Below are 17,249 nucleotides of genomic sequence, written 5' to 3' on the forward strand. Positions count from 1 at the left end.
GGAGTATCAACCTAAGAGTTCGGACCATTCGTCGCTTTGTCGACCAACGTCCGCGACGTTATTCTGCATAGCAGCGAGAGTAGGGGTGAATTGTTAAAATGACAACAAGTGAAGACAATACGGGCCAAGTTACCGAAGAACATATTGAACGCATTAAAGAAAATATGGAGAAGGTTGAGGCTCTCTCCAAGCGACTGATCGAAGTCATGGCTTCGAAGAAGTCTCATGTCCCGGCATTGGACGGCCCGAATCAAGAGCTTTATGCACGTGCGGCAACGGCCTATTGGGCCGACGCATTGCAGAATCCCGCCAAACTGCTGGAACAGCAGATCGAATACTGGGGCAAGTCCGTTCTGAACTTTGCCGAGGCGCAGCAAGCCCTGACCACAGGCGAAGTGGATGAAGACGAACCCAAACCCAAGGACAAACGCTTTTCCAATCCGCTTTGGGACACCAACCCCTATTTTCGCTTGATCCGCCAGCAGTACCAGACCAATGCCGAGGCCATCGCGCAGGCGGTGTCGTCAGTCGAGGACCTTGAAGACAAGGACAAGCAGCGCCTTCAGTATTTCTCACAGCAGATCATTGACCTGATGGCCCCCACCAATTTTCTGGCAACCAACCCCGATGCCTTGGAGAAAGCTGTCGAAACCGAGGGGCAATCCCTGATCCAAGGGCTTGAAAACCTCGTCTCGGACCTTGAGGCCAATGATGGTGAACTTGTGGTCAAGCTTGCCGATGACAGTGCCTTCGAGGTTGGAGTCAATATTGCGACCAGCCCCGGCGATGTTGTTTATCGCAACCGCATGATGGAGCTGATCCAATACAAACCAGCAACCGAGACGGTGCACGAAACGCCCATCGTTCTGTTCCCGCCGTGGATCAACAAATTCTACATTCTTGACCTCAAAACCCAGAACAGCCTGATCAAATGGGTGACCGAGCAGGGATACACCCTGTTTGTCGTTAGCTGGATTAATCCCGACTCCACCTACGCTGATGTGGGGATGGAGGACTATATTCAGGACGGGTTCCTGACTGCGATCGAGACGGTCAAGAAGATCTGCAAAGTAAAACAGGTCAACGCCGTCGGGTATTGCATTGCGGGCACCACGCTCAGCCTGACCCTGTCACTGCTCAAACAGCGCGGGGACAAATCGGTCAAGTCGGCGACCTTCTTTACGGCTCTGACCGATTTTGGCGATCAAGGAGAATTCACGCCGTTTTTGCAAAACGACTTTGTGGATGGGATCGAGGATCAGGTCGCCAAAGATGGCCTTCTACGCGCGTGGATTCTTGGGCGTACGATGTCCTTCCTGCGTTCGCGCGACCTGATCTACACGCCTGCAATCCGCAGCTATATGATGGGAGAGACCCCTCCGGCTTTTGACCTGCTGTATTGGAATGGCGACGGCTCGAACCTGCCGGGGAAGATGGCGGTGCAGTATCTGCGCGGCCTGTGCCAGCACAACGAATTCGTGGGCGAGGGCTTCGAGATGCTGGGCCACAAGCTGCATGTCAGGGATGTGGACGTCCCCCTGATGGCTATCACCTGCGAGACGGACCATATCGCCCGCTGGAAAGACTGCTATCGCGGTGTTCAGCAGATGGGGTCCAAGTCCAAGACTTTTGTCGTATCAGAGTCCGGCCATATCGCCGGAATTGTGAACCCGCCCAGCAAGAAGAAATACGGCCACTACACCAACCCAGATCTGAAGTTGGATGCCGAGGCCTGGTTGAAAGACGCTGACTTTCACGAAGGATCCTGGTGGCCGATGTGGGGCGCTTGGCTGAAGAAACGGTCTGGTAAGCAGGTTCCGGCGCGCGAAACGGGTGATTCGGAGCATCCAAGCCTGTGTCCGGCGCCTGGCAGCTATGTTTTGCTCAAGGCAAATCGCTGATTTCAAAATGAAACTTTATTTTTTCTGCATCGCAGCAAGAAAAAACTTGAAATGCTGCGATGCAGAAATCATATTGTCCTCAAGCCGATGGAAACCGGGGTGGGCCCGGTTCGGTGAAAAGGATTAGGACAATGGCAAAGACCCAAGACTTCACCGCGATCATGAAAGACGTCATGGGCGCGTTTCCGGTAGACACCACCGCAATGGAAGGTGCCTTCAAATCGACCGCAGCGCTGAACGAAAAGCTGTCGGGCGTTGCTCTGGACGCGGCTGAGAAATCGGCTGAAATCTCGAACAAATGGACCAAGGACACCCTGGCCAAGCTGACCGAGATGTCGAAAGCAAAGGCCGAGCCTGCTGACTACGCAAAAGCCGCAACCGACTTCGCAAGCGCGTCGGCTGAAGTTGCTGCTGAAAACCTGGCTGCTTTCGCTGAAATCGCGAAAAAAGTTCAGTCGGAAACCGTTGAGCTGCTGATGGCCGCTGGTAAAGACGCTGCTGAAGAAGCAACCGCAGCTGTCAAGAAAGCGACTTCTGAGGTGACGACTGCTGCCAAGAAAGCTGCAGCTGCCAAGTAAGAACGTCCGCGACGGGCATCTTATCCTCCCTATAGGTGCCATCGCGTTGGGCAGGTCGATTGACCTGCCCTTTCTTTTTGTGCTGCAGTCGCATAACCTCTGCTGCAACGCATCATCCTTGGGGAGGGTACAAGGTGTCGGACAAAGAAAAACCGCTGTTGATCAAGCGCTATGCCAGCCGTCGGCTGTATAACACCGAGACCAGCGATTACGTGACGCTCGAAGATATTGCGGGGTTCATCCGCGATGGGCGCGAAGTTCAGATCATTGATCTGAAAACGGGCGATGACCTGACCCGCCAGTACCTTTTGCAAATCATTGCCGAACACGAAAGCCGGGGCGAGAACGTCCTGCCGGTCAATGTTCTGAACGATCTGGTGCGTAGCTACATGGTGCCGGGTGGGGGCATGATGCCGCAATTCCTGCAAAGCTCATTCGACATGCTGCGCGAAAGCCAAAGCAAGATGATGGAGAACATGAACGCCATGAACCCGATGTCTCAGATGCCGGGGTTTGAGGCGATGCAGGCGCAGCAACAGGCTTTTCTCAAAGCGATGACTGGCGGGTTGTCTGGCAACTGGTCAGGCCCCGACAAAGAGGACGAGTCCGAACCGAAAGAGGATCTGGACGACATCAAAAAGCAATTGGCCGAGTTGCAGCAGAAGCTTTCGAAATTGAACTAGAGGCATAAGCGATGCGCTGGCTGGTCCTGTGTGTCGCTATTTTGTGGTCGCAAGCCGTTTGGGCCGAGGGGCAGTTCTCTGAAAACTGGTCGGCGGTGTGTCGGTTGGGGACCGATACATCTGCGGGATGTCAGGATATTCGGGCGCGTGAGATACTCGATGCGTCCGAGGCCCCTTGGCGCGCGATTGGTCGCGTGAACTACGCAGGGCGGGACCAACGATCTCATTGTACGGGTGTTCTGATCTCGGAAAACCATGTGCTGACGGCGGCGCATTGTCTCTACAATCGATCACGCAAACGCTGGATACCTCCCGAGAGTATTCGATTTGCTGCCGGGTACCAGCGGGGCGAGGCGGTCTCGGTTGCGCGGGCCGACGACTATATCTTACCTGCGGGTCAGGATGTATCGGTCAGCTTCTCCGATCAGCCCGAATTAGACTGGGCCATTCTGGTGCTGGACGCTCCGATCGGGGCCGAGGTCGGTTTCGTGAAACCGGCAAATCAAGAGGTCGAGGCAGGCTTCGTCGCGGGCTATCCGGGTCTGAGACCCCACGTTCTGAGCCAGACAGAGATCTGCGCCATGCGCCCATACTCGGACCAATCGCTACGTGGAATTTGCCCGGTGATGATGGGGGATTCCGGCGCGCCGCTGTTGGTGAAGACCTCGGACGGGCTGCGGGTGGCCGCTATCCTGTCCCGCATTGCGCCGACCCCCGAAGGGATCGACGCGTTGTTCGTCTCAGTGCTTGGAGTTCAGGTGCCGTAAGCAGGAACCGGGCCAATCACCTCACCGACCGAGGCCAGCAGGATGTCGGCGATCACGTCCAGTTCCTCGCGCGTCAGGCGTACGGGCAGGCGCACGTCACAGGCTGTCATCAGCATGGCACGGGTTTGCGGCAGTTCGAATTGCTCAGGCAGGAACTGCCAGTTCCAGAAGGCGCGGGCATTGTCTTCGCTCATGCCAAAGACCTGAACTTTGACGCCACGCGCCTCGGATGCGGCGGCAAAGGCGCGGATTTCACCCTCATCCATGCCGACCAGATTGAATTGAATCGAATCCGGTGCACGACGTTCGGGCGCAAGCGGGGCGGGGACGTCGATATAGTCCGACCTGTTCAGCCGTTCCGCTACATAATCGTGGTTTGCCAGCCCATCGCGCACGCGGCGCGCCAGTTCTGGGATCTGAGGGCGGATCACTGCGGCGCTGAGATTGCTCATCCGCAAATTATAAAGCGGGAGTTTGTTCTGCCAGCGCGCAAAGGCCTGCTCCAACTCGGGCGAGTTGTCGCCATGCGGGGTTTTGTGCTTCTTCCAGTTATGCTCGTAGGCGCCTGACATGATCACGGTGCGCGCCACCAGATCGGCGTCGTCGGTGATCAGAATGCCACCTTCGCCCGCGTTGATCATCTTGTAGGACTGGAACGAGAAGCAGCCAATTTTGCCGATGGTGCCGATGTTGCGCCCATGCCAGGTGGTGCCCAGCGAGTGGGCGGCATCTTCGATCACCGGGATATCGCGCGCGTCGCACAGCGCCATGATCGCATCCATATCCGAGGTATGGCCGCGCATATGGCTGACGATCACCGCTTGTACATCGTCTAGCTTGGCCTCGAAATCAGCCATGTCGATGCGGTAGTTCGGACCAACTTCGCACAGAACCGGAACGCAATCCGCATGCACGACCGAAGATGGTACGGCTGCAAATGTGAAGCCTGGGATCAGAACCCGTGCATCCCGCGGCAGGCCAAATGCCTTCAGCGACAGAAACAGAGCAGCCGAGCAGGAGGAAACAGCCAATGCGTATTTTGTTCCCAGCAGCGCGGCGAACTCGGATTCCAGCAAAGCAACCGGCGCGTCCTGCGGCGCGGTGTAACGAAACAGGTCGCCTGACTGCATCAGGGCGTCAATTGCGTCTCGTGCGGCGGCGGGGATGGGTTCGGCGTCATGAACGTTGGGTGGCAGCGTCATATTTGGTTTTCCCGAATTCTAACTTTCACTTTATTAAATCAAGCATCCCGCCCGTGCCAAGCCCCCAAACGCAAGATCGGCAAAATTTCACCAAATTGTCGTATGGAAAACGGGGGCTAGATCCCCAGCCGATCCCGCATCGCGTACCATGTCATCGCCAGCACCAGCAGAGGGCTGCGCAGGGCCGGACCACCGGGAAAGGGCAGGGCCGGGACACGGGCCATTGTATCGAACCCTTCGGCCTGCCCTTGGATGGCCAATGCCATCAGTTGACCGGCATGTGTTGCGGTGCCGACGCCATGGCCGGAATAGCCAGAGGCGGACAGGATATTCGGCGCAACACGCGTAAGATAAGGCATCCGCCGCATTGTAATCGCCAGAGTGCCGCCCCACGCGTAGTCGAGCCTGACGTCCCGCAGATGCGGAAAGATCTCGGTCATTGGCTTGCGCACGGTGGCGGCGATATCCGAGGGGAAACGGTAGCCATAGCTTTCGCCTCCGCCAAACAGAAGGCGCCCATCGGCGCTGAGGCGGAAGTAATTCACCACGAATTTTGTATCTGCAACGGCGACATCCTGCGTCAGCACGCGCGCGGCCTCAGCCCCAAGCGGTTCTGTCGCGGCGATGAAGTTGTTGATCGGCATCACCCGCGCCGCGACCTGCCGGTTCAGTGTCCCAAGGTATCCGTTGCAGGCCAGAATGACGTGTTGGGCGCGAACCTTGCCGCCTTCAGTTAGAACCGTGGCCGGGTCGCCTTGTTCGATCCCTGTCACCTCCGTGCCCTCAAAGACACGCACGCCCGCGGCCTCAGCAGCACGGGCCAGACCGAGCGCATAGTTCAACGGGTGCAGATGCGCCGCCCCCATATCCAGATACCCACCCTTGTAAGCGGGTGAGGGGCAGAGGGCTTGGCCTGCCTCTTCATCCACCAGCTCGATCTGATCGTAGCCGTAGCGGTCCGACAAATGCGCGGCATGGGCGTGCAGATCGCTGCGCTCGGACGCTGACAGGCCCAGGTTGGCGATCCCAGGCTTCAGATCGCAGTCGATTTTGTGCTTTTCAATCAGCGATTTGACCAAGGCCTTCGCATCTTCGGCCAGATCCCAAAGCTTGGTAGCGTCGTCCTGCCCGACGAGCCGCTCCAGATCCTCTTGATCCATGCGCTGGGCGCTGCCCAACTGGCCGCCATTGCGGCCTGATGCGCCAAAGCCCACTCGGTGTGCCTCAAGCAGGACAACGTCCATCCCGGCCTCGGCCAGATGTAACGCAGCCGACAAACCCGTATAGCCACCACCGACGATACACACATCGGCGCGGGTTTCGCCCTTGAACTCAGGGAACCGCGCGAGCGGATTGGCTGTTGCGGCATACCAGCTTGCCGGATACTCGGCTTTGCTATCGTTGGAATAGAGAAGGTTCATCTCTGGTGACCCCAAAAGGCTCAGACGTTCAGCAAGAGATGTTCCCGCTCCCACGGAGAGATCACCTGCAAAAACTCTTCATACTCGGCCCGTTTCACGATGCCATAGACGCGGGCGAATTCGGGGCCCAGAATCTCATGCAGTTCCGTGGCTCCGTCAAACAGTTCCAGAGCATTCCCCATCACCTGCGGGATATCCCCGTCACCCTCGTAGGCGTCACCGTAGAACTGACGGCGTGGGCGTTCCTGTTGGACCAGACCCAGATAGCCACAGGCCAGTGACAGCGCGACCCCGAGATACGGGTTGCAGTCCATCCCAGCGATACGGTTCTCCACGCGTCGCGCCTCTGGCCCGGACAGCGGCACCCGGATACCCGTGGTCCGATTGTCCCGCGCCCATTCCAGATTGATCGGCGCAGCATGGTCTTTCACGTAACGGCGGTACGAGTTCACATACGGTGCCATCACGGCAAGACCGGCGGGCAGGTGTGTCTGCAGGCCAGCGATGAAGTGATAAAACGCGTCCGTCTCACCGCCTTGTGGTCCGGAAAAGATGTTCTGGCCGGTCTCTATGTCGATGATCGAATGGTGGATATGCATCGCCGATCCCGGCTCATCCTCGATCGGTTTCGCCATGAAGGTCGCAAAGCAATTGTGACGCAGCGCGGCCTCGCGGATCAGGCGTTTGAAGTAGAAAACCTCGTCCGCCAGCTTCACTGGATTGCCGTGGCGCAGGTTGATCTCAAGCTGGCCTGCGCCGCCTTCCTGAGTTATCCCGTCAATCTCAAACCCCTGATGTTCGGCGAAGTCATAGATGTCGTCGATCACCGGGCCGAATTCGTCCACGGCCGTCATGGAATAGGCCTGACGCGCGGCGGCAGGACGGCCCGAGCGGCCCATCATCGGCTCAATCGACTGCGCCGGGTCAACGTTGCGGGCGACCAGAAAGAACTCCATCTCCGGGGCGACCACCGGCTTCCAGCCCTTGTCGTGATAGAGCTGCACAACACGCTTCAGCACGTTGCGCGGGCTGTAGGGGATCGGGTTGTCGTCGCGGTCATAGGCGTCGTGGATCACCTGCAGCGTCCAGTCGCCAGTCCAAGGCGCCGCCGATGTGGTCGAGAAATCCGGTTTCAGGATCATGTCGCGTTCAATGAATCCGTCCTCACCCGCGGCTTCACCCCAGCCGCCCGTGATCGTCTGGTAGAAGATACTGTCAGGCAGGTGGAAATAGGATTGCCGCGCGAATTTCGATGCGGGAACGGCCTTGCCGCGGGCAATGCCCGGCAGGTCCGAGATGATGCACTCGACCTCATCCAGCCGATGTCCGGCGATATAGTCTTGTGCGGCCTGCGGTGCTGCGTCTGTCCAATCGGCCATCAGGCCCTCGCTTTCTTCAGAAAATCCGCCATGATCTGCGCGATCCGGGCATTGTGATCCGGTGCTGTTTGTCTGTTCGCTGCGGCTTGCATGAGGTCATCAGGCACTAACCCTTTGCCCCGCGTGCGCATCAGGCCCGAGACGAAATCGTTGGTAAATTCAGGGTGCGCCTGCACGGTCCAGATTTGGTCACCATAGCGCAGCATGGCGTTTTGGCAGAAATCGTTGCTGCCGATCACTTCGGCCCCGTCGGGCACGGCCACGACCTGATCCTGATGCCAGGCGTTCAGCCAGACGTTGTCGCCATCGAAGTTATATTCGGTCCGTCCAACCGACCATCCACCTTGGTACTTTTCAACTTTGCCGCCCAGGGCCTGCGCGATGATCTGATGGCCAAAGCACACGCCCACCAGCGGCTTTTCGCTTTGGTGAATCTGACGGATCAGATCCTCAAGCGGGGGAATCCATGGCAGATCCTCATAGGCCCCGTAGCGAGAGCCTGTGATCAGCCAGCCATCTGCATCTTCTGCGCTATCTGGGAAGATCCCGTCAACGACTGCGAAGGTTTTGAATTCAAACCCATGCCCGTCCAGCAATGCCGGGAACAGAGAGTCATAGTCCCCGAAATCCTGCATGAGCGCATCGGGGGTGTGGCCAGTTTGTAGAATGCCGATTTTCATAAGTCACCGAATTTGATCAAATTCAGAAATACCCGAGAGCGGGCCTTCGGGCAAGGGGGTCACACGGCCTCGAGATAGCTTAGCCAGTGTTCGTCCTCGGGGCGGTCTGCAAAACGTGCAATTTCCTGGCTTTTGGTCATCGACATGTTGCGGATCAATTCCGACGGGAAAAGCCGGGCTATGATCGGGTCACTTTCGAACAGGTCGATGGCGGCGGACCAGTCACCAGCCAGCTGAGGCAGGCCATCAATCTCATAAGCATTGCCCGAGATCGGGGCGGGGGGCACCATGCCGTCCTCGATACCGACCAGCGCTGCGCCCATAACGGCACTCAGCATCAGGTAAGGGTTGATGTCGCCGCCAGCCACGCGGTGTTCGATACGTCTGGCCGAGGGCGCTCCGCCCGGAATACGGATGGCGGCGGTTCGGTTTTCATAGGCCCAGCTTGCACCGGTGGGTGCATGAGCGCTGGGCACAAGCCGCGCGTATGAATTCCCATGAGGGGCAAAGATCAGAGTGCTGGCGGGCATGGCCGCGAGGCACCCGGCCACGGCTGAGCGCAGCAGGTCGGTGCCCTCGGGCCCGCCATCGTCGAAGATGTTCCGCCCATCTTGGTCGAGGACAGAGAAATGCACATGCATCCCGTTTCCCGCGTCCTCGGCATAGGGTTTCGACATGAAGGTCGCCGCAAACCCATGTTTTCGGGCCAACCCGCGTGTCAAGGCTTTGAAAAGCCACGTATCATCGGCGCAGCGCATGGCGTCCTGATGATTGAGGTTGATCTCGAATTGACCGATACCGCTTTCGGAAATTGCGGTTTGTGCGGGGATGCCCATCGCGGCGCAACCGTCATAGAGATCGGTGAAGAACGCCTCGAACGCGTCCATTTCAGCGACAGACAGAACTGCCTCGTCCGTCAGGCGGCGACCAGTGATCGGGTTGAGAGGCGCTAGTGGTTGGGGGCCGGACGCGTCGACAAGGGTAAATTCCAGCTCGGTCGCCGCAACGACTGACCAGCCGCGCTGCGCGTAGCGCGACAGCACGGAGGCTAGCGCATGGCGCGGGTCGCCCGCAAAGGGAACGCCGTCATCGTCATAGAGGCTCATGGGAACCAGGGCTGTTAAAGTCGCCAACCAAGGGACCGGAACGGGCCCGCGCTCGGTCGGGAGCAGGATGCCATCGGCGTCACCGGTTTCGAACACGAGGGGGCTTCCGTCGATATCCGCGCCCCATAGATCGACGTTCAAGGCCGAGAACGGCATGCGCACAGCACCCTTGCTCAGCTTATCGGCATATGTTGGCGGGACGCGCTTGCCTCGCATCTGACCATTCAGGTCGCAGGCGGCAACGCGGAAATTATGCAAGGCGTTCAGGTCCATTGGGGCTGTAGCTCCTCTCGGTTATCCGAGATGTAGCGAAGCCAAACGGCCTTGTCACGAAATTTGATCAAATTTCAGCGGTGGAAAAAGGCGTCGGCACAAATTGCGCCGACGCCCCGTGTTTTAGGATCAGACGAAGGTCACGCCGTTTTCCGCCATGGGCAGGGTCGTGACCTTCACACCCGAAAGCGCGCGGATGGCATTCGCCAGCGCCGGGGCGGACGGAGGCGTGCCCGGCTCTCCAACGCCCGTGGGCGCTTCGGCTGACGGAACGATATGGACGTCAATCGCCTGGATGTCGCCGATCCGCAGAGGCTCGTAATCCGGGAAGTTGAACTGGTCCACCGCGCCGCTGGTCAGCGTGATCTGATCGCGCATGACGTGACCAATGCCATAGCCGACACCACCTTCGATCTGTGCTTTGACCACATCGGGGTTCACCGCGATGCCGCAATCAACGGCACAGGTGACTTTTTCGATGCGAACTCCGCTGTCCAGATCGCCGGACACCTCGACTACTTCGGCCACAAAAGAGCCAAAGGACTTGTGGACCGCGATGCCTTGCGCGCGCCCGGCTGGAGCGTCGCCCCATCCTGCCTTCTCAATCGCCAGCTTCAGAACTCCAGCCTTGCGGGCCTGATCTGCGCTGCTGTCATCGCTGAGATGCGCCAGGCGGAACTCGACCGGGTCGCGACCGGCGGCCTCGGCGGCCAGATCCATCATGGTCTCCATCGCATAGCCCGTGTGGGTATGCCCGACCGAGCGCCACCACAATACAGTCGTCGCTTTCGGTGTATCCGTCAGACCCACGGCCATCCCGGGGATGGCGTATGGGCTGTCAGAAACCCCTTCGACCGAGCTGTGGTCGATGCCGTCATGCACCAGAACGGCTTCGAAGGGCGTACCTTTGATGACCGATTGACCGGCGATTTGATGGTGCCATCCGACTATGTTTCCTTCACCGTCCAGACCGACGCGCACTTTGTGACCAAAGGCGGGGCGGTAGTAACCGCTGCGAATGTCATCTTCACGTGTCCACACCAGTTTGACTGGGCGAGAGCGGTCGGTGACCACGAAGGCCAGTGCAGCCTCGACCTGATAATCCGCATCTGGTGTCGCGCGGCGGCCAAAGGACCCGCCTGCCAGCATTGTGTTGATATGTATCTTCTCGGCCGGAAGCTCGAAGATCTGCTGGTAGGCCATATGCGGGCCGGTCGGCATCTGCGCGCCATCATGCAGGACAATGTCTCCATCCGCAGTCTGTTCGATGGTGCAGTTCAGGGGCTCCATTGGAGCATGGGCCAGAAGCGGGAAGTAGAAGGTCCGCTCAACCACAGTGTCAGCGCCGTCGATGGCGGCAGAGACGGCGGCAAAATCGGCCTTGTTGACGTTGTAGGTCGGCTCGGCCTCCAGCGCGTCCATGATCTCGGCCTTGATCTGATCCGAGTCGCGGGTTTCAGCGCCTGACATGTCCCATTCGACCTCAAGCGCATCACGCGCCTGAATCGCGGCCCAGGTGTTTTCCGCGTAGACGGCGACACCCGCTTGGTTGGGCAGAACGGCTGCATTGATGTAGCCTTTGACCTCTTTCGAGGCGCTATCGTCAAACCCTAGCGCAATTCCGCCCTTGGATTCGGGGCGTTTGATCATGGCGATCATCTGGTTGGGCAGGTGGACGTCCATGGCATACATGGCCTGACCATTGCCCTTGATCGCCGAATCTTTACGCCGAACGGCTTCATTTCCGATCAGGCGGAACTCGGACGGGTCCTTCAGACGCGGCTCGGTCGGGGCGTCCAGCTGAGCGGCTGCGGCCACGAATTCGGCAATTGGAGCCGACTTGTCGCCGGATTTGACAATGCCTTCTTCGATTGTGATGCCCGATGCGTCGACGCCCCAGCTTTGGGCCGCCGCGTTGATCAGCATCTCGCGTGCGGCAGCACCGGCCTGACGGTATTGCAGCCACGAATTCGCCATCGCGGTCGACCCGCCCGTGCCTTGGAACGGGCCGAACAGAAGGTTGTTGTAGACGTTGGGATCAGAGGGCGCGAATTCGTATTCGATCTGGTCCATTGTCAGGCCGATTTCTTCGGCAATCAGCGTGGGCAGACCGGTCGCAGGACCCTGACCCTTCTCAAAGTGTTTGACGATTGCGGTCACAGTGCCGTCGGCATCAATTTTAACGAAGGGGTTGAACTGAGCGGTCTCGGATGAAGCCGCCGCCAGTGCGCCATCTGGACGCGCGCCAACCAGCAGGACGGCACCAGCAGCTGCTGCGCCTTTCAGAAATCCACGGCGAGAGGTGTTGATGGTCATGGATCAGGCCTCCAGAATTTCAGATGCGCGCTGGATACCGGCGCGGATACGTTGATAGGTGGCACAGCGGCAGGCATTGCCGTACATGTATGCGTCGATCTCTTCAGCGCTGGGCTTGGGGTTCTCAGCCAGCAGGCCAACGGCCGACATTACTTGACCCGACTGGCAGTAGCCGCACTGTACCACGTCTAGCTCGACCCAGGCCTGTTGGACAGCTGCGCCGATCTTGTCCTCACCGACGGCTTCGATTGTGGTGATCTCGGCGTCTTCGACGTCTTCGATATAGGTCTGGCACGAGCGGACAGGCTCGCCATTCAGATGCACGGTGCAGGCGCCGCAAGACGCGACGCCGCAGCCAAATTTGGTTCCGGTGAGCTTCAACTCATCCCGGATCACCCAGAGCAGGGGCGTGCCGGGTTCGGCGTCGACGGTATGCGTCTCACCGTTCAGTTTCAGATTGATGGCCATGAGGGGATACTCCGTGTTGGCTTGCTACCTGAGTCGGTAAACTGGCGGGTTTACATGTGGCACAGAAAGCCGCGCCTGTAAACTCCCGCGTTTACCTAGTGTTTGACCCGGCGCTGTCAATGGGTCTATAGCAATGACATGAATGAGATCAGCGCGCCCAATGCGTCCAAATATGCACAGATCATCGAAGCTGCGGTGGCCGAATTCCAGGAAAAGGGGTTCGCGGCGGCCAGCATGGATCGTATTTCGCGTCAGGCTGAAGTCTCTAAAAGGACGCTTTATAAGTATTTCGAAAGCAAGGAAAATCTGTTCCGCTCAATCGTGACGGAACTGTCCAGTCGCTTCGCCGAAGTGCTTGAGATCAGGTATGAAAAAGGGCGCGATGTTCGCGAACAACTGACCGAGCTGGCTTGGGCCGAGGGGCGCATTCTGATGCTGCCGGATGTGATGGCCATGTCCCGCATGGTGATCAGCGAAATCCTGCGCAACCCGACCTTGGCTGAACAAGCGCAGGGCAAGCTGGACAAGACGGCCTCATTCATCGACATGCTGCGCGAGGCGGCTGCGGACGGGCAATTGAAGATCGACGACGCAGAACAGGCTGGTCGCGAATTTATCGGCCTGATCAAGGCGCGGGCGTTCTGGCCGCTGTTGTTTTCGGGAACGGTTCTCAGCCATGAGGAAATGGCGGACACGATCAACAACAGCGTCGAGATGATGATGCGCAGATACAGCCCGGATACCGCGCAGCGTTCAGCGCCATAGGGCGGACAAACCCGTCCCTACATGCCGTTGCGCGGGATCACGTCATTCCATTCCGTTTTGAAGAACAGCGTGTCTCCGTCCCAGCATTCGACCGTGGCGTTCAGCACGAAATCACTTGCCGTGGCCGTCTGCTGAGACCAGGTCTTGATACGTGCATCCCAATCGCCACGCTCAAAGCGGGTTTCCTGCCGCATGGTCGCGATCGCGGATAGGGGATCATCGGGCAGAATGGAGTAGATCCGCTCGGACGTGTCGGAAATCTCGGTCCCTGTTTCCAGCACCTTCTTCGCTGATGGGCCCATGACGCCGCCACCGATGAAGACGCGCTCCGTCAGCCTGCCGGTGTGGGCGTCCCGTGTCAGCGTCGTCTCGGACCCGCCCTGACCTCTGGTCGAGGTCTCGGGCACCGAACCCGGGACCGGAACCGGAAGGTCCCGAGGGGCCGGCGCATCTGGTGCATTGGTGCGAACGGGCAACGACAAGGCCGAGGAGCCGGGCACGACAGTTGCGCAAACCGGATTCGGGGCGGGCCACAAGATAGGCCAATAGGCGGTAGCAAGCTGCACCATGATCCGGTGACCGACAGGAACGTTGTAGCCGATGGCGTGCAACTGGATCGAGATCTCCATCTCTTCTCCTGGCACGACCGGGGTTGGTTCTGTGTCACTTTCGCGGTGCATCAGGTTGAAGAACCCGCGCGAGATCAGGGTCTGCGCGCCGTCGGGGGCCTCATCAATCAGCAGGGCTGCGACAAAGGCCTGAGGCTGGTCGACACTGACCCGCAACGCGATTTCAGGTTGGCCCAGAATGTCCAGCGGTGCCTCCAGCGTGTCACTGCGGAAGACCATCGCCCCGGCGGCGTCGATCCGACAATCCAGTGGCAAATCGCCCGGAATACCGAAAGAACACATGACCCCACCGGCCGAGCCGAATGTCTGCGGCGAGGTGATCTGCATCTGCGCGCCTGTTTGCGCCTGAGCGTCCAGCGACCCCGCGTTCAGCCAATAGGTCTCGTTCGACACGTTGGGCGAGGGCCAGCTGGGCTCCTCGACCCAGCGCCCGGGGCGGTGCGTTTGCGTTCCAGCAGGGCGCGTGCTGTCCATCATGTATAGGTGCAGCGAAGGCTCATCCATGATCCCGGTTTCGATCCCCTTCAACCAATAGTCCCAGAACCGCAGGACCTCGGTGATGAAATCGACCTGTGGGGTGGGCTTACCCTCGTGCGGGTAGAGATGCGACCACGGGCCCATCATCACCTTGACCGGCACATTAAGGTGTTCCGAGATCCGGAACGGCGTGTCGCGATAAAGATCGGCCCAGCCGCCGAAATAGTAGACGGGCACATTGATTGCGTCATAGTCCTCGCAGATCGAGCCACGTCGCCACATCTCGTCATGGGTTTGATGTTCCAGCCACATGGCGGGCCAGAACTCCATCGCCTCAAGCCGTTCAAGCCAGAGGTCGCGCCACTTGTCCTCGCCCACGATTTCGGGGTCGGGCGGGAAGGCGTTCAGCAATTGCATGATCGAGCCCCACCAGAAATTGTCACCAGCCAGCACGCCTCCGTAGAAATGGATGTCTTCGCGCCAGCGGTCGTCACAGCCCATGACGGGCGCGATGGCTTTCAGCGCAGGGGGGCGTTTGGCGGCAACCTGAAACGAGTTGTAGGCCCCCCAGCTTTTGCCGAACATACCGACATTGCCGTCGCACCACGGCTGTTCGGCCAGCCACGCGATGACATCCACACCGTCCTGCGTTTCCTGATGCGAGTATTCATCCTCGGCCAGTCCACCGCTATCGCCGTTGCCGCGAATATCCACCCGGATTGAGGCATAGCCCGCCTCGGCAAAGCGCGGATGCATGGTTTCATCGCGAAGGCGCGTGCGATCTCGGCGACGATAGGGGATGTATTCCAACAGGCAGGGCACCGGGTTATCGCGCGCATTGGGTGGCAACCACAGACGCGCGGCCAATTGCGTGCCATCGGACATCGGAATCCAGACGGTTTCGATCACCTCTACGCTATTCATGGCCGGGTCCTTCCTGTTGTTTTGGCTCGTGTTTCTCTCAAGCACCTGTGTCGCGTCGCCGCGTTTGGTCGTATGAAACGCACAACCCGTTCAGCGCGCAAGCGAATAGGAGGCTTCGGGCCGCAAAATGTGACTCAAGTTTGCCGTTCCGCTGTGATAGCCACACGCAGGCACAGACCGGGATTTGTCAGGTGACAGAGAATAACGTGAAGAACTTGGACCGAGCAGCGCGTTTAAGCGTGGCACCTATGATGGATTTGTGCGACTGATCGTAGAGTGTTGTTTTATATTTGTTTTTTAAGGGTGATATTGGCGCGTAGCACATATGTAGCAATCGTCTCTACCTGATGGTGAAGCCATGCTTCACTTGTTTGATGATGCAGCATTCTCGGCTTTGCAGCAAGCGAACGTGCAGAGGAACGCCGAGCCTGACCTTTGTCGGGAACTCTGTGAATGTAGTACCTTGCTGAAACGCTCTGGCTGTTCAGCCGAAGGCCGTTGCCTTTCGCGTCACGGCGGGGTCGGGTTTTTCTTCGGGGATCATGACAAACTCCCGGAGAAATACTTGAGACCGCAAGTCGCGCCCGATTTCAATTCTTATGATTTTCAATAGGAGTTCGCGAGCAGAATCTGGGTCTTCCGTCGACTTTTTGACCTCATCGGACTCCCGTCTCTCTTGGCACGGGAATAGGTCAGGGGAATTCCGGCCCTTGGATGACTTTTAAGCATTCCGAATTACTTCTTCGGTATGCGCAATATTGTTAACCAAGCGTATGGAATTTTTTCGTCAGCAGTGGCCGTTGTCCTGCTACTTGGCACCATGGTTGTTATCCTGCTTGCGACCGGCAGTTTCCTGAGGGAGATCGCAAATGCTGTGACCTCATCAGGTGCGGAGGTGTCATATGAGGACCTACAACAGCTTTTTGCACTACTTCTCGGGGCTATTATTGCGCTGGAGTTGGCGCATTCCGTGCATCTTATGGTAATGGGCAGCAAGGGCTATGAGCAGGTCAGGATCGTGTTGATGATCGGTATTTTGGCCGTAGTCAGAAAACTGATCGTCATGGAAATGGATCAGGTTTCGGGCATTCTGATTTTTGGCTTGGCCGCGGCTGTGTTGGCATTGGGTGGTGCTTTTGCGTTGCTGCTCTGGGTCGATCGGACAACGGCCTTGAAAGAGAAAACCTAAGCTGGTCTGTTTCACAGCAACCATCCGAAATCTACAAAATGAGGTTCAACTCAGAATGAAATCCGGGAGTGGGCAAAAATCACTGCAAAGGCGTCGTACTATCAACGACTGACAATAACTTGGGAACTGCTTCCAAGCATTGGAAGAAAGGTCATTTCTTTATCGAGTTTCTGATTGAGGCGACCAGATCGTGCAACTGAGAAATTTCGCTGAGCAACCCAAGGCGAACGAGCTCGGACAGAGCTTCATTCGTTGATTTAATCCTGTTTGCTTTTCGCCATCCTTCGGCCGCGGCGGCGAGCTCAGCATCCAACTCAATCAGGTAAGTCGTAGCACCTGATGCTCCGTTGGGTGCAGGACCATGCTGCGTGCTGCCGTCAAAAGGCTGACTTGCGTCAGTTGGCACGTTCTTTCCCCTAAGTTGCGGTGAGCATTAGGGTAGGTAGGTTTCGGGTCGCCCGGTAGTTGTGGTGATCCACTACGTAGTAATA

General features: G+C 58.2%; 15 protein-coding genes. 6 read left to right on the forward strand and 9 right to left on the reverse strand.

All coding sequences use genetic code 11. The features are described 5' to 3' along the window. Nucleotides 1-98 precede the first annotated feature (98 nt). The 4 genes from ACXAH8_RS00700 (at nt 99) to ACXAH8_RS00715 (ending at nt 3,929) form a co-directional block, all read left to right on the forward strand. On the forward strand, nt 99-1,901 hold the full coding sequence (locus tag ACXAH8_RS00700) for a PHA/PHB synthase family protein (RefSeq protein ID WP_475215291.1): 1,803 nt from the start codon (nt 99-101) through the stop codon (nt 1,899-1,901). A gap of 131 nt (nt 1,902-2,032) precedes the next feature. Beyond that, nucleotides 2,033-2,479, forward strand: coding sequence for a phasin family protein (locus ACXAH8_RS00705; RefSeq protein ID WP_170374114.1), 447 nt, complete (start codon nt 2,033-2,035; stop codon nt 2,477-2,479). A 134-nt stretch (nt 2,480-2,613) separates the two neighbouring features. Further along, nucleotides 2,614-3,162: a polyhydroxyalkanoate synthesis repressor PhaR gene (gene phaR / locus ACXAH8_RS00710; protein WP_170552879.1), complete on the forward strand. Its 549-nt coding sequence runs from the start codon at nt 2,614-2,616 to the stop codon at nt 3,160-3,162. A gap of 11 nt (nt 3,163-3,173) precedes the next feature. Further along, on the forward strand, nt 3,174-3,929 hold the full coding sequence (locus tag ACXAH8_RS00715; RefSeq protein WP_475215300.1) for a trypsin-like serine peptidase: 756 nt from the start codon (nt 3,174-3,176) through the stop codon (nt 3,927-3,929). On the opposite strand, the gene ACXAH8_RS00720 is transcribed toward ACXAH8_RS00715, so the two are convergent. The 7 genes from ACXAH8_RS00720 to ACXAH8_RS00750 all read right to left on the reverse strand — a co-directional run bounded on the left by ACXAH8_RS00720 (nt 3,917) and on the right by ACXAH8_RS00750 (nt 12,774). Further along, nucleotides 3,917-5,131: a DegT/DnrJ/EryC1/StrS family aminotransferase gene (locus ACXAH8_RS00720; protein WP_475215305.1), complete on the reverse strand. Its 1,215-nt coding sequence runs from the start codon at nt 5,129-5,131 to the stop codon at nt 3,917-3,919. The genes ACXAH8_RS00715 and ACXAH8_RS00720 overlap by 13 nt on opposite strands. Before the next feature lie 116 nt (nt 5,132-5,247). Beyond that, entirely contained in the window at nt 5,248-6,552 is a 1,305-nt protein-coding gene (locus ACXAH8_RS00725; RefSeq protein ID WP_475215308.1) for an NAD(P)/FAD-dependent oxidoreductase, read from the reverse strand. Nucleotides 6,553-6,572: 20 nt separating this feature from the next. Next, nucleotides 6,573-7,931 carry a glutamine synthetase family protein gene (locus tag ACXAH8_RS00730; RefSeq protein ID WP_475215310.1) on the reverse strand — a complete coding sequence of 453 codons (1,359 nt, stop codon included), beginning with the start codon at nt 7,929-7,931 and terminating at the stop codon, nt 6,573-6,575. Beyond that, entirely contained in the window at nt 7,931-8,611 is a 681-nt protein-coding gene (locus ACXAH8_RS00735; RefSeq protein ID WP_170721697.1) for a type 1 glutamine amidotransferase, read from the reverse strand. Before ACXAH8_RS00735 ends, ACXAH8_RS00730 begins: the two co-directional genes overlap by 1 nt. 59 nt (nt 8,612-8,670) lie before the next feature. Continuing rightward, a complete protein-coding gene (locus ACXAH8_RS00740) occupies nt 8,671-9,990 on the reverse strand; it encodes a glutamine synthetase family protein (protein WP_475215315.1) in 1,320 nt (439 codons plus the stop codon). Between the two features lie 129 nt (nt 9,991-10,119). Then, nucleotides 10,120-12,306, reverse strand: a complete 2,187-nt coding sequence (locus tag ACXAH8_RS00745) for a xanthine dehydrogenase family protein molybdopterin-binding subunit (RefSeq protein ID WP_475215317.1) — start codon at nt 12,304-12,306, stop codon at nt 10,120-10,122. Nucleotides 12,307-12,309: 3 nt separating this feature from the next. Next, a complete protein-coding gene (locus ACXAH8_RS00750; protein WP_170374105.1) occupies nt 12,310-12,774 on the reverse strand; it encodes a (2Fe-2S)-binding protein in 465 nt (154 codons plus the stop codon). Between the two features lie 138 nt (nt 12,775-12,912). On the opposite strand from ACXAH8_RS00750, the gene ACXAH8_RS00755 reads away from it, so the two are divergent. After that, entirely contained in the window at nt 12,913-13,539 is a 627-nt protein-coding gene (locus tag ACXAH8_RS00755; RefSeq protein ID WP_475215319.1) for a TetR/AcrR family transcriptional regulator, read from the forward strand. Nucleotides 13,540-13,556: 17 nt separating this feature from the next. Here ACXAH8_RS00755 and ACXAH8_RS00760 read toward each other — a convergent pair whose 3' ends face one another. Further along, a complete protein-coding gene (locus ACXAH8_RS00760) occupies nt 13,557-15,614 on the reverse strand; it encodes a CocE/NonD family hydrolase (protein WP_475215321.1) in 2,058 nt (685 codons plus the stop codon). Between the two features lie 703 nt (nt 15,615-16,317). On the opposite strand from ACXAH8_RS00760, the gene ACXAH8_RS00765 reads away from it, so the two are divergent. After that, a complete protein-coding gene (locus tag ACXAH8_RS00765; RefSeq protein WP_171668552.1) occupies nt 16,318-16,758 on the forward strand; it encodes a phosphate-starvation-inducible PsiE family protein in 441 nt (146 codons plus the stop codon). Nucleotides 16,759-16,909: 151 nt separating this feature from the next. Here the strand turns inward: ACXAH8_RS00765 and ACXAH8_RS00770 are convergent, their stop codons facing one another. Then, nucleotides 16,910-17,164, reverse strand: coding sequence for a hypothetical protein (locus ACXAH8_RS00770; protein ID WP_171327819.1), 255 nt, complete (start codon nt 17,162-17,164; stop codon nt 16,910-16,912). Nucleotides 17,165-17,249 lie beyond the last annotated feature (85 nt).

The organism is Ruegeria sp. ABV3_008 (genome assembly GCF_056161185.1).